General features: G+C 61.3%; 19 protein-coding genes. 4 read left to right on the plus strand and 15 right to left on the minus strand.

Annotated elements, in window-relative coordinates:
• The first annotated feature begins 63 nt into the window (after window positions 1–63).
• From ACVC5H_RS23850 to ACVC5H_RS23860, 3 genes are all read left to right on the plus strand, one after another.
• On the plus strand, window positions 64–489 hold the full coding sequence (locus ACVC5H_RS23850; protein WP_489620185.1) for a Rha family transcriptional regulator: 426 nt from the start codon (window positions 64–66) through the stop codon (window positions 487–489).
• Between the two features lie 4 nt (window positions 490–493).
• Window positions 494–1,045: an antA/AntB antirepressor family protein gene (locus tag ACVC5H_RS23855; protein ID WP_489620186.1), complete on the plus strand. Its 552-nt coding sequence runs from the start codon at window positions 494–496 to the stop codon at window positions 1,043–1,045.
• Between the two features lie 140 nt (window positions 1,046–1,185).
• Window positions 1,186–1,545: a Rha family transcriptional regulator gene (locus tag ACVC5H_RS23860; protein ID WP_489620187.1), complete on the plus strand. Its 360-nt coding sequence runs from the start codon at window positions 1,186–1,188 to the stop codon at window positions 1,543–1,545.
• Between the two features lie 39 nt (window positions 1,546–1,584).
• On the opposite strand, the gene ACVC5H_RS23865 is transcribed toward ACVC5H_RS23860, so the two are convergent.
• Complete coding sequence (locus ACVC5H_RS23865) at window positions 1,585–2,334, minus strand: hypothetical protein (protein WP_489620188.1); 750 nt, start codon at window positions 2,332–2,334, stop codon at window positions 1,585–1,587.
• A gap of 157 nt (window positions 2,335–2,491) precedes the next feature.
• Between ACVC5H_RS23865 and ACVC5H_RS23870 the strand changes: the two genes are divergently transcribed.
• Window positions 2,492–3,118, plus strand: coding sequence for a recombinase family protein (locus ACVC5H_RS23870; RefSeq protein WP_489620189.1), 627 nt, complete (start codon window positions 2,492–2,494; stop codon window positions 3,116–3,118).
• Between the two features lie 7 nt (window positions 3,119–3,125).
• Here ACVC5H_RS23870 and ACVC5H_RS23875 read toward each other — a convergent pair whose 3' ends face one another.
• From ACVC5H_RS23875 to ACVC5H_RS23940, 14 genes are all read right to left on the minus strand, one after another.
• Window positions 3,126–3,503: a helix-turn-helix domain-containing protein gene (locus ACVC5H_RS23875; protein WP_489620190.1), complete on the minus strand. Its 378-nt coding sequence runs from the start codon at window positions 3,501–3,503 to the stop codon at window positions 3,126–3,128.
• 229 nt (window positions 3,504–3,732) lie between these two features.
• Window positions 3,733–4,506 (minus strand): DUF3825 domain-containing protein, encoded by a 774-nt coding sequence (locus tag ACVC5H_RS23880; protein WP_489620191.1) that lies wholly within the window; start codon window positions 4,504–4,506, stop codon window positions 3,733–3,735.
• Between the two features lie 453 nt (window positions 4,507–4,959).
• Window positions 4,960–6,579, minus strand: coding sequence for a chaperonin GroEL (gene groL, locus ACVC5H_RS23885; RefSeq protein WP_489620192.1), 1,620 nt, complete (start codon window positions 6,577–6,579; stop codon window positions 4,960–4,962).
• A gap of 49 nt (window positions 6,580–6,628) precedes the next feature.
• Window positions 6,629–6,946: a co-chaperone GroES gene (locus tag ACVC5H_RS23890; protein WP_489620193.1), complete on the minus strand. Its 318-nt coding sequence runs from the start codon at window positions 6,944–6,946 to the stop codon at window positions 6,629–6,631.
• Between the two features lie 147 nt (window positions 6,947–7,093).
• On the minus strand, window positions 7,094–7,729 hold the full coding sequence (locus ACVC5H_RS23895; protein WP_489620194.1) for a diguanylate cyclase: 636 nt from the start codon (window positions 7,727–7,729) through the stop codon (window positions 7,094–7,096).
• A 172-nt stretch (window positions 7,730–7,901) separates the two neighbouring features.
• Window positions 7,902–8,159, minus strand: coding sequence for a hypothetical protein (locus ACVC5H_RS23900; RefSeq protein WP_489620195.1), 258 nt, complete (start codon window positions 8,157–8,159; stop codon window positions 7,902–7,904).
• A gap of 76 nt (window positions 8,160–8,235) precedes the next feature.
• Window positions 8,236–8,499 (minus strand): translation initiation factor IF-1, encoded by a 264-nt coding sequence (infA, locus tag ACVC5H_RS23905; protein WP_006713209.1) that lies wholly within the window; start codon window positions 8,497–8,499, stop codon window positions 8,236–8,238.
• A gap of 432 nt (window positions 8,500–8,931) precedes the next feature.
• Window positions 8,932–9,981 (minus strand): ABC transporter substrate-binding protein, encoded by a 1,050-nt coding sequence (locus ACVC5H_RS23910; protein WP_489620196.1) that lies wholly within the window; start codon window positions 9,979–9,981, stop codon window positions 8,932–8,934.
• Window positions 9,978–11,150, minus strand: coding sequence for an NAD(P)/FAD-dependent oxidoreductase (locus ACVC5H_RS23915; RefSeq protein ID WP_489620197.1), 1,173 nt, complete (start codon window positions 11,148–11,150; stop codon window positions 9,978–9,980). Before ACVC5H_RS23915 ends, ACVC5H_RS23910 begins: the two co-directional genes overlap by 4 nt.
• The gene (locus tag ACVC5H_RS23920; RefSeq protein WP_489620198.1) at window positions 11,147–12,598 is read right to left on the minus strand and encodes an FAD/NAD(P)-dependent oxidoreductase; all 1,452 of its coding nucleotides are present in this window, start codon (window positions 12,596–12,598) and stop codon (window positions 11,147–11,149) included. Before ACVC5H_RS23920 ends, ACVC5H_RS23915 begins: the two co-directional genes overlap by 4 nt.
• On the minus strand, window positions 12,595–12,894 hold the full coding sequence (locus ACVC5H_RS23925) for a (2Fe-2S)-binding protein (RefSeq protein WP_489620199.1): 300 nt from the start codon (window positions 12,892–12,894) through the stop codon (window positions 12,595–12,597). The genes ACVC5H_RS23920 and ACVC5H_RS23925 overlap by 4 nt, the downstream gene beginning before the upstream one ends.
• An 11-nt stretch (window positions 12,895–12,905) precedes the next feature.
• A complete protein-coding gene (locus ACVC5H_RS23930; protein ID WP_489620200.1) occupies window positions 12,906–13,700 on the minus strand; it encodes an ABC transporter permease in 795 nt (264 codons plus the stop codon).
• A gap of 3 nt (window positions 13,701–13,703) precedes the next feature.
• On the minus strand, window positions 13,704–14,621 hold the full coding sequence (locus ACVC5H_RS23935; protein WP_489620201.1) for an ABC transporter permease: 918 nt from the start codon (window positions 14,619–14,621) through the stop codon (window positions 13,704–13,706).
• Window positions 14,618–15,703: an ABC transporter ATP-binding protein gene (locus tag ACVC5H_RS23940; protein ID WP_489620202.1), complete on the minus strand. Its 1,086-nt coding sequence runs from the start codon at window positions 15,701–15,703 to the stop codon at window positions 14,618–14,620. The genes ACVC5H_RS23935 and ACVC5H_RS23940 overlap by 4 nt, the downstream gene beginning before the upstream one ends.
• Window positions 15,704–15,890: the final 187 nt, after the last annotated feature.

Raw genomic sequence — 15,890 nt, forward strand, 5'->3', positions numbered from 1 at the left:
AGGTCTACCTGACTGACGCAACCTACGGATGATGACATGCAATTGAGTAACAAGCAGCAAACCATGAGTACCCGCGAGATCGCAGAGTTGACGGGTAAGCAGCACCGCAACGTTCTGGCTGATGCCCGCGCCATGCTGACGGAGTTGCACGGAGAAGGAGGACTGCTGAAATTTCAGCACTCCTACCAGAACGCTCAGAACAAGACCCAACCCGAGTTCCTACTCCCCTACCGCGAAACCATGATCCTCGTGTCCGGCTACAACCTACAGATGCGGGTCAAGATCATCGACCGGTGCCAGGAATTAGATGCGGCGGCCAAGCCGCGTCCTCTGTCCCTGGACGATCCCCACCAGCTACGCCATGCGCTCCTTTCGTATTCGGACCGCGTGATCGCTCTGGAGGCAAAGGTCATCGAAGACGCCCCCAAGGTGGAGAGCGAGATTCGCTCCAACGCCCAGGTCTCTCTCACTGATGCAACGTACGGATGATGACATGCAAGAACTATTCCCTATTGGCAGTACGAATATCGAGGGCGACGTTGCCCAGACCGTGAATGCCCGCGACCTGCATGCGTTCCTGCAGGTGGGCAAGGACTTCTCGACGTGGATCAAGGATCGCATCGTCAAGTACGGCTTCGTGCTAGATCAGGACTTCACGCTGGAGGAGATTTTGACCTCCCCAAAATCGGGGAGCGCAAAAGCCCGCGCCCAGCAAGCCATCGAGTACCACCTGTCCCTCGACATGGCGAAGGAACTCGCTATGGTGGAACGCAGCTACCAGGGCAAGCAGGCTCGCCTGTATTTCCTGGAGTGCGAACGTCGGGCGAAGGCGGCGGCAGCGAAACCCGCCCCGCTTTCCCTGGACGATCCGCATGCCCTCCGCTCCGCGCTGCTGTCCTACTCCGAGAAGGTCATCGCCCTGGAGGCCAAGGTCACAGAAGATGCCCCCAAGGTGGAGGCTTATGAGGTCCTGATCGCCTGCAACGACGGACAGCCTAGGGCCGATGCGGCACAAGCCTGTGGCACAGGTCGCAGCCGCCAGTAGCCTCGAAGGCCAGTGCGAACTCCAGCGCCCCTTCATGGCCCCCATGATCTGTGAACCCCAGGACTTTACCTACGCTGACGAGGCGGCCCCTGCCGCCGAAGCTGCCTGAAGCAAACCCCTATCTGACAAGGAATAAGCAAATGAATACCGAATTGACCATTGGTAGCAAGGAACTCGCGGCGATGACCGAGAAGCGCCATGACTTCGTGAAGCGGGTCATCGACCGCATTGCGAGACAAGGCGTCATCGAATCTCCACGAATCGTGGAGATTCAAAACGTAACGAACAAAGGCACCGAGTACCTCGTCGGTGAACGCGACTCCTACGTCATTGTCGCCCAGCTTTCCCCGGAGTTCACCGCGAAGCTGGTGGACCGCTGGCGTGAACTGGAGGCCGGTCATGCGCAGCCGCTTGGCTTCGTCCCGGATGTCCGGGAAGAGTCCGACTGGTCGAAGAAGTGCCGCGTGGAGTCTGCGGACGGAAACATATGTCAATCGTAGCGCGGTTATTTCTAGTAATTGGCGTTGCACCAGACACGCTCACAAAAAAGCCGCCATCCGGTTTATGACATCAACGCAGAGGAAAATTAGATCTTGTACTTCATCAAGTGAATAGATTTTTTCCGGATGTTGCGTTGGGTTTCGAAAGCTTCCCCGGATGTTGTCCAAGTTATTAAGTAGTACAACCTCATTCTTCATGGCTGTACGTTTGCGCAAATCCGTAACGATCGGTCCCCACATTCTGCTTGCAATGCGCTTTTGTTTGACGACTTTTTCGTAGAAGGAGCGCAGGACATCTTCCGTAGCCCTTAATATGTGGAAAGCGGCGGCAGTCGGACGCTCGAACGCTACGCATTTTCCCGCCTCTGCAATGTCGTAGGCGGCCAATGGCGGGAGTTTTGCGAAGACACCTTTTCCAAACAGCCCTGATATATCCTCGATTAAGTGTTCAATCGCGATTCTCTTAGGGGTCACTACGAATGCATCAAATCCTTCGATCTCGGCATGCAAAGTCTGCCGCAAGTCTGTGATGATATTGTTGAGTTTATCCGAGTCATCCTTCGAGATATTCGGACTTTCTTGCACGGAAAGATGCTCGTGAAGAACACGTAGCTCCTTTGCAGCTCTCTTGGTCACGTGCAACTTGAGTCGATCAAGCGTTGCAAAAAAGAACTCAATATTCTCAATCACTCCCCCTTTGCCTTTCAGGTCGTACCCTTCCTGCACATTCTGGAGATACCGCGTGGTCGTTCCAAATTGGAAATACGCGCGAATGGACTTCTGTTCCATAGCACCTCTTTTTATTTTGGTTGGTTAAAGCATAACTTATCCGGTATCAACAGGGTATCCCCCAAGCGCACCACTGCAAGTGACACCGGCAGAGCATATTGACACCATCCATACGACACCTTTAATATGACACTACCCTAACGACACTTCTGGTGCCATGCTGATCTATGCCTACCTCCGCGCTTCGACCACCGAACAGGACGCCCTCCGCGCGGCCGACACCCTCTCCAAGTTCGTCAGCGAGCATGGGGAGCCAGGGCAACGCATCGCCCATCGGTTCATCGAGAATGAATCTGGCGCATCGCTGAAGCGCCCTGAGTTGTTCAAGGCCATTGACGCCTGCCAGCCGGGGGACGTGCTCCTGGTGGAGCAAGTGGACCGCCTGACCCGCCTCAATGAGGCGGACTGGCTGAACCTCCGGGCGCTCATCGACAGCCGGGGGATTCGCTTGGTCGCCCTGGATGTCCCCACGTCCTGGCTGGCCCTGAAGAACAATGAAGCCGTCAGCCCGTTCGTGAACGTCATTAATCGGATGTTGTTTGATCTGCTGGCCGTGACGGCCCGGAAGGACTACGAGGATCGCCGCCGTCGTTCGGCAGAGGGAATAGCTCGGGCCAAGCAGGCAAGCCCGGAGAAGTATGCGGGACGGCGAGCGGACACCCAGAAGCACGAGGATGTCCGCAAGGCGCTGATGAGGAAGGATAGCTGGAACGACATTTGCCGCATTCATCAAGTGAGCCGCAGCACTGTCGCCAGGATCGCCAGGACGCTAGAGGCGGCCTGAGAGGTCGTCAGGAGTCTCGGGGATTCCGGCGAGGGCTCCGACGCCCTGGGGCGGACCTGATGGTCTTCTGGCTCCTGGGGAGTTCCTCGGCCTCGAACACGTCAAGGCCCCACAAGCATTCATACAGGAAGGGATGGCAGTGATAGGCAAACTTCTTCCCGAACTCCTTTTGATTTACCCGCAAGACCTTGGCCCAAAGCTTAAGGTCGTGCGCGGGCAGCGCTGTAGTTCCCCGCTCTATCTGCGAGACCGCCACGGGGTAGGCGTAATCCAGCACTACTGCCACGTCTAACTGGGTCAGCCCGGCTTCCTCTCGCTTGGCCTTCAGCCAAGCACCGAAACGCCCACGTAACACTTCACTACTCCTGTCTAATTTCACGGTCATCTACGTTACCTAAAAGGTTGAGGAAAAGTTGATTTACGTAGGTATACGCGAATTGATTAGAAGCTAAAAGGAGGAATTATTTTAATTTTATTCTGCGCGGGTAACGACAAAAGTCACTTTATCTTCTTCCTAACGATACTGGGAGAGGCAAATGGAGTCTAGCCACAAAAAAAGACGACTCCGCTTGACTCCCCCTGTATCTGTTTTTATGCCGCGCTGAAATTAGAAACTACGGTTGTAGCCAATCTCGGTCCGGTCTTGCAAGCTGGCGTGCATTGTTATACGCCATGTCTAATGTAAGGCATGTCGACGCCCGATAGAACGCCCCGTGATCTTCAATAACTAAAGCAAGGTCCGCAACAGACGGTTGGGTTAAGCAAAGCGGCAATAAAATTTGAACTTTGCCTCGATAATATTGAGGAACGGCAGTTTTGTAGTTCCGCCTTACTCGTTCCTTCGCGTTATCGATTGCCCCTTTTAAAAACGTTTGGAGTTGATAAGGCTGCATTGAGTTATATGGTGCAGGAAACCTAGCCAGATTATCTGCAATGATGTGCTCCACGTTAGCCCGTAGCTCCTTCCGCACGTCTAGCACCAATGTAGCAGGATCATCAAAATAGTGAGCCATCTCAGGAAGAGCAGAAAAACGCGTTAACTCGAATTCACCTTTGCGCTTCCAGTCACCAAAATGCCACGGAGCGTCATGCCCTTGCAATCTGTTTTGTGTACACCAAAGGAAAATTGGCTCTTGCCCTGGCGTCACTAAACCAGTGTTCAATGCTACAGATCTTCCGTCGTCTGCCACAGCAATCTTGTCCTCCTCAGCCAACCGCTTGTAGGTGTAGCGAAGATAGTTAAAAAGAACAGGATGCACATGGTTGCCCGGATTCTGTCGATAGCTCCAATCCTCAGGCTCTGCGAGAGCCGCTAACTGCGTCAACTTCTCATCCATGTTCGGAATAAACACAAGCTCCGCTAAATCTTCTGGGAATGCAGCAGCCATTCATTGTCCTCTGAGTTTGAATTTAAGTTTCAAGATGCAGTCTCGCCCGCACACGAGATATCTTGGCGTTTTGTTGCTCTGGAAATATGCGCCTTATGCCAGGTTCAGCGACTCTAGTTTCCGTAAGCAATTATATATAGTTGAAGTCACGCATTAGCGTGAACTTTCGTCTACAATCGTGCTGTGTCAATTCGATGGCGTTTTTTCTCTCGCACATCGCCCGCAACCCCGGTATATACGGGCTAGGCTGGGAGTTCGAATCCTCTCACCCCGACCAGAATTACCTTGTAGATCAAGGACAAAAAGCCCAGCAGCGATGCTGGGCTTTTTCATTTGCCCCGCCTGCTGTATGTCGTCTTTTGCACAGCCAAGATAAAAGCGGAACCCGTGTGATCCCACGAATTCCGCCTTTTCGTTCAGCTACCGGGCGAGGCAGCGGCCCCGCCAGCCAGCCTACATCTCCAGCTCCGCCGGATTCTTCACTTCCTTCTCTTCAGCGGGTGCCTCCGCCACGGTGGCATCGGTGGTCAGGATCAGCGACGCCACCGAAGCGGCATTCTGCAAGGCGGTGCGGGTGACCTTGGTCGGATCGATCACGCCCAGTTCCACCATGTCGCCATACTCGCCATTGGCGGCGTTGTAGCCGAAGTTGCCCTTGCCGGAATAAACCTTGGCCACCACCACCGAAGGTTCGTCGCCGGCGTTCGAAGCAATCACGCGCAGCGGTGCTTCCAGCGCCCGCAGCACGATCTGGATCCCGGCGTTCTGGTCGGCATTGGCGCCTTCGAGCTTGCTGATGGCCGTACGGGCCCGCAGCAGGGCCACACCGCCACCGGGCACGATGCCTTCTTCCACTGCTGCACGGGTGGCATGCAGGGCGTCGTCAACCCTATCCTTCTTTTCCTTCATTTCCACTTCGGTCGCGGCACCGATCTTGATGACCGCCACGCCGCCGGCCAGCTTGGCCACGCGCTCCTGCAGCTTCTCGCGATCATAGTCGCTGGTGGCTTCCTCGATCTGGGCCTGGATCGCCTTGACGCGGGCATCGATCTTGTCCTGGGCACCGGCGCCGTCGATGACGGTGGTGCTGTCCTTGCGCACCTCCACGCGCTTGGCACTACCCAGGTCTTCCAGCGCAGTCTTCTCGAGGCTCTTGCCGGTCTCCTCGGAGATGACGGTGCCGCCCGTGAGTACGGCGAGGTCTTCCAGCATGGCCTTGCGACGATCGCCGAAGCCCGGCGCCTTCACCGCCGCTACCTTCAGCACGCCGCGCACCGAGTTCACCACCAGGGTCGCCAGTGCTTCGCCATCGATATCCTCGGCCACGATGAACAACGGCTTGCCAGCCTTGGCCGTCATTTCCAGTACCGGCAGCAGTTCGCGGATGCTGGAAATCTTCTTGTCGTACAGCAGCACCAGCGGGTCATCGAGCTGGCAAAGCTGCTTGTCCGGATCATTGATGAAGTAGGGCGACAGGTAGCCACGGTCGAACTGCATGCCCTCGACCACATCGAGCTCATTGTCCAGCGACTTGCCATCCTCGACCGTGATCACACCTTCCTTGCCAACCTTGTCCATGGCCTGGGCGATGATGTTGCCGATGGCCTCGTCAGAGTTGGCCGAGATCGCGCCGACCTGGGCGATTTCCTTGTTGGTGGTGATGGGACGGGAAATCTTGCGCAGTTCCTCGATGGCCGCCGCCACCGCCTTGTCGATGCCGCGCTTGAGGTCCATCGGATTCATGCCGGCGGCCACGTACTTCATGCCTTCCTGCACAATGGACTGCGCCAGCACGGTGGCAGTGGTGGTGCCGTCGCCGGCCACATCGGCCGTCTTGGAGGCGACCTGCTTGACGACCTGGGCACCCATGTTCTCCAGGCGGTCCTTCAGTTCAATTTCCTTGGCCACCGAGACACCGTCCTTGGTGATCACCGGTGCGCCGAAGCTGCGGTCCAGCAGCACGTTGCGGCCCTTGGGGCCGAGGGTCACCTTGACGGCATCGGCCAGTACGTTGACGCCCTTGACGATGCGGGCGCGGGCAGTGTCATGAAACTTCACTTGTTTCGCACTCATGTTAGGTCTCCACGAACTAGGGAATGGTAAGGATCAGCAAAATGCCGCGTCAGGCGGCCTTCTTGTCCTGCCCGGCGGCAGGTTCGAAGACGCCGAAGATATCTTCCTCGCGCAGGACCAGGAGCTCCTGGTCATCGATCTTGACGGTCTGCCCGGCATATTTGCCAAACAGCACCAGGTCGCCGACCTTCAGCTGCAGCGCGCGCAGGCTGCCGTCGGGCAGTACGCGGCCGTTGCCCACGGCCAGCACCTCGCCCTGCTCGGGCTTCTCGGTGGCGCTGTCGGGGATGACGATGCCCGAGGCGGTCTGGCGCTGGTGTTCGATTCGCTTGACGATCACTCGGTCATAAAGGGGACGAAGTTTCATGTTCAATCTCCAGAATGGTCAATGTCACGTGAAGAAAAGAGAATCAGGGATCACGGGATCCCGGCCTTGAAAATTCGGCGATGCAGGAAATAGGTCTGGCCGCACGCCTTATCAAGAGGGGTGGGCACGCCAATTTGTAACCAGATGTTACAGTCGTGGGGGCAAGATCAGGCGCGTGATGCGCCCCATCCGATAGACCGTCTGGCGACCACGCTCTTCTGCCGGCAGCGGTGCGACCGGACAGGGGCCGGTGCGTGCACCATCGCTGTCCAGCGTCTCGTCGTCCTGCGCCAGTTGCGACCACAGGCCGCCCTTGACCGGATGAAACAGCCAGCGCCAGTAACCCCGGCGGGAAGCCAGCTGCATGGCGTCATGGCGGGCCTGCGGTGCGTCGTCGAGCGTGACCGGATGATCTTCATCGCCTTCCCCGAAGGCCTGACGGCATTGCAGGGCTTCCCTTTGCGGTGCGCCGATTTCGTTGCATCCGCGCGCGCGAATGCGCGTGACGTCCCAGGCGCCGAGGCGCCAGGCCAGCTCCAGTACCAGTTCATCGCGCAGCAGGTCGCTGTACCAGGGCCCCTCTACTTTGAGTAGCGAACTCAGCACCGGCCTGGCTGGGATCGATATTCCCGGCAACTGCAGCGGCGTGGCCCGCTGGAAACCATGCCAGTGCAGGAAGAGATAGAGCGGACTGTCTGCCGCATGGGCGGCGGTGGCGCTGACCGCGTAGAGCGGCAGGCGGGTGGCCGACATCTGGGCCGTGATGGTATCGATGAGTTCCATGAGCCTGATCTCCCGAAACGGACGACGAGGCAAGCGCGGCAGCAGGCGCGGCGGCTGGAAAAAGAGGAAGGGTTCCGAAGAAGCGGAAGGGAGCACCGCCGGCAAGGCGCGCGGCGCTTGCCGGGACTTATTCTAAAATCAGCCAGGAAAAAATTTCAATGCCCGCTGGCGCTCAAAACGAACGCTCGTCATCCAGCGCCGGATCAAGATTGTCGATCACCGCCCTGGCCCAGGCCATGCCACGCTCAACGGCCAATACGGCGCTAGCGGAACGGCCCGGCAGATGCCGGCGTGGAAACAGCGCAGGCACCAGCCCGCTGCCGTGGGCAATGTGCACCTCGCTGACCTCCCACAGATCGCGCGCGCCGCTACAGCGCAGCGAAATGTGGAAGCCCTTGTAGTACTCCTGATGACTGACCGGAGCTTGCATATTCTTTTTCTTTCGCAAAACCGATCATGGGGCCCAGGCTCTTGCCCCGGGCAGACGGGCCGAGGGGCCCGCAATGTCAGCGGCGGCGGAAGCCCGGACGGGGACCGCTGGGGCCGCGCTGTTCCAGGTGACGGAAGATGATGCGGCCCTTGTTCAGGTCATAGGGCGACAGTTCCAGCGTCACCTTGTCACCCGCCAGGATCTTGATGAAATTCTTCTTCATGCGACCGGCCGTGTAGGCGATCAGCGAATGGCCGTTGTCCAGCGCCACGCGAAAGCGCGAGTCGGGGAGGACTTCGGAAACTTGTCCTTGCATTTCGATCAGTTCTTCTTTTGCCATTTTCTCTTTCTTGTGCGTGAGCGCGCGACCTCGACAGAGGAAGGGCTCGGGGATTTGCAATCTCTGGCTTTGACGACTGGCCACGCCAAGTGGAGGCCGGGAGCGTTAAGGTCGGAGGACGGTCGAACACACTGGCGGCGAAGCCGGCAGCGCAGGTTCTTTACTCGGGGAAGCGGATGAAGATGCGAATCACGCGGATTGCAAGGTGCAGGGTCGACAAGGCGCGTGGGGATCAGGATTTCCGCTCTGTTCTTGAGCGATCACGTCATTATACGCGCAATATGCACTTTCCGCCAATCTGCGGCGGGCGCGGCGCAATCCCGGGACCAAAAAAAACGCCACCTGGAAGGTGGCGCAAAAACTACCAGAGGTCTTGCAAATCAGCTAAATCATTTACGCTTTTTACGCATCAGGCGAGGCAACAAGCTTCCCTCAGCGCTCGATGGTGCGGCTCCAGCGTGTATTCCAGACCGCGCGGTTCTTGTTGATCTCATCCCAGTCCACCGCCCGTGCCGCCTTGACGAAGCCATTCATGCGCGCCTGCTCGGCCGCCGCCGCGCCACTGACCTGGACCTTGGTATTGGTCGGGTTGTAGTTGCCGTTTTCCAGCGCCAGCGCCTGGGCCTGCGGCGAGAGCAGGTAGGCCGCCAGCTCCTGCGCCAGTTGCGGTTCGCTGTTGTTGGCGATCACGCACTGCGCCACCATCAGCACGATGGCGCCTTCCTTGGGCTGCACGTATTCCACCGGCACGCCCTTGCTCTTGAGCAGCGTGGAGAGCGTGGGCGTATAGGGGAACAGCGCGGCCTCGCCGGTCTGCGCCATCTCCGAAATCTTGGCGGAGTTGGAGATGTACTCCAGCACATTGGGGCCGATGGTCGAGGGCCAGGCCTTGAAGGCGGGATCAACGTTGCCATCGGTGCCGCCCTTGATCTGGTTGAAGGCGAGGAAAGCGTGCAGGCCGAAGGTGGACGAGGGCAGCGACTGGAACACCACGCGCCCCTTGAGCTTGGGGTCGGCCAGGTCCAGCCAGGAGGTCGGCGGCGCCCATCCTTTCTCGGCGTAGACCTTGGTGTTGTAGGCCAGGCCGGTGACGCTGATGGTCACGCCGGTGGCCATGTCATCCTTGATGTGCGCCACCGGCAGCAGGTTGGCGAGGTTGGGATTGGGCTTCTGCTTCTCGCACAGGCCCATGCCAACAGCCCGATACATCACACCATCGTCCAGGAACATCAGGTGCATCTGCGGCTTGTCCCTGGCTGCCTGGGCCTTGGCCAGGATGTCGGCCGAGCCGCCCGGCACCACGGCGATCTTGACGTTGTACTTCTGCTCGAAGGGAGCGAATACCGACTGCGTAAAAGTCTTCTCCATGCTGCCGCCGTTCATGCCGACATACAGCGTGCGGGTCTGCGCCTGCACCTGCAAACCGGCCGTGGCGGCGGCCAGCAACAGTCCAAGGGCAGCGGTGCGGGAAAGCGACGTCATGAGATCTTCCTTTCAGGGTGAGAGGACAACAGGTCGGGAGCATCGGCGCCTGCCGGGAGGAAGCGGCCAATGGAGAAGGCATCCAGCGCAATCGTGCTGCGCCCGTGCAGCACCAGCTCGGCCAGTGCTTCCCCCGCGGCCGGGCCGATCTGGAAGCCGGCACCGCAGAAACCGAAGCCATGCAGCAAGCCCCGTTGCGTGGTGCTGGGGCCGATCACCGGATGCTGGTCCGGCAGATAGCCTTCCACTCCGCTCCAGGTGCGGATGATGTGCACGTGGCGCAGCGCCGGCAGCAAGGCCGCCGCCTGCGGCAACAGGCCCAGGATGGAATCGTGCGAAGCACGTGCGCGCTGCTCATCGAGCACGTAGCCGCGTCCGCCGCCCAGCACCACATTGCCGCGCGCCACCTGGCGGCAATAGATGGAACCGCCTTCCACGCCCAGGCTCCAGGGCAGGAAGTGCGCAATCGGTTCGGTGACCACCATGCTGGGATGGCCGCTGGTCAGGGGCACGGTTTCGCCAAAGGCTTGCGCCACGCGATTGGCCCAGGCGCCCGCACAATTGATGAGCACCTCCGCGCGCACCTGCAGGGTGTCGTCCCCGTGCCGCGCCTCGGCCACGAAGTCGCGGCCATCGTGGCCGATCTGCAGCACTTCGCAGCGCTCGATCACGGTCGCGCCAGCCGCTTCGGCAGCACGGGCGAAAGCCGGCGAAACCAGGCGCGGATTGGCCTGGCCATCTTCCGGACACAAGGAGCCACCGACTGCCGCGCCGCCCAGCCAGGGACACTGCTGGCGCAGGCGTTCACCGCTGATGAGTTCGATGCCCAGGCCGTAGGGACGGCTCAGTTCGGCATAAGCGACCAGCGATTGCATGTCGGCTTCACTGCGGGCCAGTTTGAAGTGGCCGCTGCGTTCGTATTCACCGGTGGTGCCGATCAGCTCCTGCAGCTGGCCCCAGATCTGGTGCGCCCGTTGCGACAGCGGTAGCTGTAGCTCGGGCCGGCCCTGGCGGCGCACGCCGCCATAGTTGATGCCACTGGAGCGCGCACCGCACAGGTCGCGTTCCAGCACGGTCACGCGGCGCCCGGCCTTGGCCAGCACCAGCGCAGCAGACGCACCGACGATGCCGCCGCCGATGATGAGGACTTCGGTAGCGAGGCTTTTCATGATGCATCCTCCTGGGCATGCAGCGCGATCACGCGAGCCGAGGCTGGTGCAGGCGCCGGGATGTGCAGGCCCAGCGGGATCGGCTTGATCGGCGCCTGGCCGCGCAAGCGCCCCACTTCCTGCACCGGCAGGCCAGCGGCATGGGCCAGGATTTCCGCAGCGGCCGCACCGCACATGCGGCCCTGGCAACGGCCCATGCCCACCCGCGTGAGTGCCTTGAGACGGTTCATTTCAGCGGCGCCCTGCTCGCGCACGGCTGCGCGCAGCTCACCGGCACGGATATTCTCGCAACGGCACACCACCAGATCATCGGGTGCCGTGGCCGCCCAGCGTTCGGGGAAAGGAAACGCGCGCTCCAGCCCCAAGCGGAAAGCGCCGATGCGGGCCAGTTCGGCTTCGATCTGCGCCACGCGCGCAGCATCGACGGTGATGCCGCGATCCTGCAGCAGCGCCAGCGCGGCGCGCTCACCGGCCAGTTCAGCTGCATCTGCGCCCATGATGCCGGCGCCGTCGCCAGCGAGATAGACACCCGGCACGCTGCTGCGGGTGCTCTGGTCGCGCACCGGCAGATGTGCCCGCTGCAGGGCATCGAACTGGAAGCGGCAGCCCAGCAGATCGGCCAGTTGCGTTTCCGAGCGCAAGGCATACCCGAAGCCCACCGCATCGCATTCAATGCGCCGCTCGGGGCCGGGCTTGCTACCCTTGCTCGCCAGGTTGTCGCGGCGCCAGACCAGGGCCTGCACGCGAGTTTCGCCTTCCACCCGCAGCACCTGGGCGTGGGTATGCACTGGCACGCCGTGCAGCTTGAGCCAGGCGAGATAGTAGATGCCCTTGGCCAGCAAGGCCGGCTGGCCCAGCATGGCTGGCAGCGCGGCGATGCGATCGGCCAGGCTGCTGCTGTCGAGCACCGCCGCCACATGTGCACCGGCCTTGGCGTATTGATAGGCCACCAGATAGAGCAGCGGGCCATTGCCGGCCAAGACCACCGAGCGGCCGATGGCGCAGCCCTGGAACTTGAGCGCCACCTGCGATCCGCCCAGCGTGTAGACGCCCGGCGTGGTCCAGCCGGCGAAGGGCAGCACGCGGTCGGTCGCGCCGGTGGCCACGATGATGTCGTCCCAGTCCAGCGTGGAGGCCGATTGCGCCATGCCGTCCATCAGGTCGAGCAAACCCGGCTGGGCATTCCAGACCAGGGTGTTGGGCCGATAGTCGATGGCCTGGCGCAGGGCATGGAAAGCACCATGCACCGATTGCGCGCGGCCGGCTTCGAAACCATAGAGCGTCTTGCGGCTGCGCAGGAAACCGCGCGGCGGCTGGCGATAGATCTGGCCACCGGCCTGCGCGGCCTCATCGATGACGAAGGGACGCAAGCCATGCGCCAGCAGCGTCTGGGCCGCACGCACACCGGCCGGGCCGGCACCGACGATGACGGGAGCAGGACGCGTCATGCAGCCTCCCCCGCGCCGCTGCGCAATTGCATGCCGGCGCGGATGAAGGTAGAACAGGCACGCAGGCGCTCGCCGCTATCGGTGGCGATCCAGCAATCCTGGCAAGCGCCCATCATGCAGAAGCCGGCACGCGGCTGGCCGCTGAATTCATTGCGGCGCAGGCTGCCGGCGTTGGTCAGTACGGCGGTCAGCACGGTGTCGCCTTCCAGCGCCGTGGCCGGCCGGCCATCGAGGGTGAAGCTGACCGGGGCGCGGTCGCGTTCGGCCAGGCGCACCAGCTGTGCGTTTGCGGACATCGGGGTCTGGCTCATGAACGCCCCACCAGCACGCGGTCCAGGCCATAGACCCGGTCCAGGATGATCATCGCCACCGCCGTGATGCCCACCATCAGCGCCGACACGGCCGCCATCATCGGGTCGATTGATTCGGTGGCATACATGTACATGCGCACCGGCAGCGTCACCGTGGAAGGCGAAGTCACGAAGATGGACATGGTGACTTCATCGAAGCTGTTGATGAAAGCCAGCAGCCAGCCACCGGTGATGCCCGGCAGGATCATCGGCAGCGTGATGCGCAGGAACACCGTCGAGCGCGAGGCGCCCAGCGACAGCGCGGCCTGCTCGGCACTGCGGTCGAAGCCGACCAGGGCGGCCATGATGAGGCGCATCGTATAGGGCGTGACCACCAGCGAGTGCGCCAGCACCAGCCAGCCGAAGCTGCCGGCGCCCCCCACCACCGAGAACAGCTGCAGCAGCGCCACGCCCAGCACCAGGTGCGGGATGATCAGCGGCGACAGGAACAGGCCCTGCAAGGCGCCGGACCAGCGATGCGGATAGCGCACCAGCGCCATGGCCGCCGGAATGGCCAGCGCGGTGGAGATGGTGGCGGCGGCCAGGGCCAGCCAGAGGCTGTTCCAGAAGGAGGTCACGAAATCGGGGAATTCAAACACCGCCTTGAACCAGCGCAGCGAGAACTCCGGCCCGTTCATGGTCAGGGTGTTTTCGGGAGTGAAGGCGATCACGCACACCACCAGGATCGGTGCCAGCGTGAAGAGGATCACCAGCGCATTGAAGAGCAATGCAATCGGTCCGTTCTTGTTCATGGTTCAGCCCAGCGCTTTCTTGTAGCGGCGTTCGATCATGCGGTTCCAGCCCAGCATGATGACCAGGTTGGCCACCAGCAGCAGCAGCGCGATGGCAGCGCCCAGCGGCCAGTTCAGTTCGTGCAGGTATTCGTCATAGATGATGGTGGCCATCATCTTCAGGCGCCGTCCGCCCAGGAGGCCCGGAATGGCAAAGGAACTGGCCGAGAGACCAAAGACGATCAGGCTGCCCGATAAGATGCCGGGCATGATCTGCGGCAGCACGATACGGCGCAGCACGGTGGCAGGCGTGGCCCCCAGCGAAAGCGCAGCATTGGCCACGCCACCGTCGAGCTTCTGCAGCGAAGTCCACACCGGGATCACCATGAAGGGCAGCATCACATGCACCAGCGCAATGACAATGGCCGTTTCGGTGTAGAGCAGCTTGACCCTGGCAAAGCCCAGCGCCACCAGCGTGCCGTTGATGAGTCCTTCGGGCCCCAGCAGCATGCTCCAGCCGAAGGCGCGCACCACCACCGAGATCATCAGCGGGGCCAGCACCACCAGCAGCATGATGGAACGCCAGGGCTTGCGCATGCGGTTGAGAATGTAGGCTTCGGGCGCACCCACCACGATGCAGATCAGCGTGACCAGGCCCGAGATCCACAGCGTGCGCCAGAAGATGCCGTAGTAATACGGATCGGTCAGCACGGCCGCGTAATGCTCCAGCGTGAAGGTACCGGCCTTGGGACCGGTCTCGGCGTCATAGGCATTGAAGGACAGCACGAAGGTCAGCACCAGCGGCACCAGCAGCATCACCGTGCACAGCAGGATGGCCGGGGCCGACATCAGCCAGGGCAGGCTGCGCTGGCCGGGGGCCTTGCCGCTCTCGGCGGCACTCACCACGGGCGGTGCCACGGAAGTCGTGCCGGCCGCGCTCATGCCGCCACCCCTTCATCGCTGCGCGCGGTGGACACCAGGCGCAGGCTGTAGTCGCTCCATGCCAGGCCGACGGCAGCACCCTGTTCCAGCGCCTCGGCACCATCGTTGGCCGACAGTACCGAGAGCAGGCCCAGGGGCGTCTCGAGTTCGTACATCCATTGGCTGCCGAGGAAGAAGCGGCGCACCACCTGGCCATTGCAGCGGCCCTGGCCGGGCGCGGTGCAGCGGATCTTTTCGGGACGCAGGCCGAGCACCACGCGGCCACCGGTGCGCAGGCCACTGTCAGCACTTTCCAGCGACAGCATCATGCCGCCCACGGCGATGTCGGCGCGCTCGCCGGCCGCGCCGAGCACCTGGCCTTCGAGCAGGTTGGCCTTGCCCACGAAGGTGGAAATGAAACGGTTGGCCGGATGTTCATACACGTTCAGGGGACGGCCGACCTGGGTGATGTGGCCGGCTTCCATCACCACCACACGGTCGCTGATGGACATGGCTTCGCTCTGGTCGTGCGTGACCATGATGGTGGTGGTACCGACCTTGCGCTGGATGTCACGCAGTTCGAATTGCATTTCCTCGCGCAGCTTGGCATCGAGATTGGACAGCGGCTCGTCCAGCAGCAGCACGGGCGGCGCGATCACCAGCGCACGCGCCAGGGCCACGCGCTGGCGCTGGCCGCCGGAGAGTTCGCGCGGATAGCGGGCGCCATGTTTTTCCAGATGCACCAGGGCCAGTGCCTGCGCCACGCGGTCGCGCTTTTCACTGGCGTTGCACTTGCGCATCTCCAGGCCGAAGGCCACGTTCTGCTCCACCGTCATGTGCGGGAACAGCGCATAGGTCTGGAACACGATGCCCAGGCCGCGCGTATTGGGCTTGGCGTGGGTGATGTCGCGCCCGTCGAGTTCGATGCGGCCGCCGCTGACGGCTTCGAAGCCCGCGATCATCTGCAGGGTGGTGGTCTTGCCGCAGCCCGAGGGCCCGAGCAGGGAGATGAACTCGCCCTTTTCCACCGTGAGGTTGAACCCCGATACCGCCTGGGTATCGCCATAGAACTTACTGACATTGGTCAGCGTGAGAAATGACATTGCAAGCTCCCTGTCGCAAGGCTCGGACGCTGCGCGGCTGACGGGCTTGTCGGCCGGCAGGCGCTCCGATGCATACTTTCAAGTACGCCGCTCCATCGCTGAGCGATGTGAGAGGCGCGTCTCCTGTTTCGTTATTGATGCAATTTCGGTGCCAATTCTGCTATCGTATTTCGACAGTCAGGAAATT

The sequence above is a fragment of the Herbaspirillum sp. Her3 genome, from assembly GCF_057961275.1.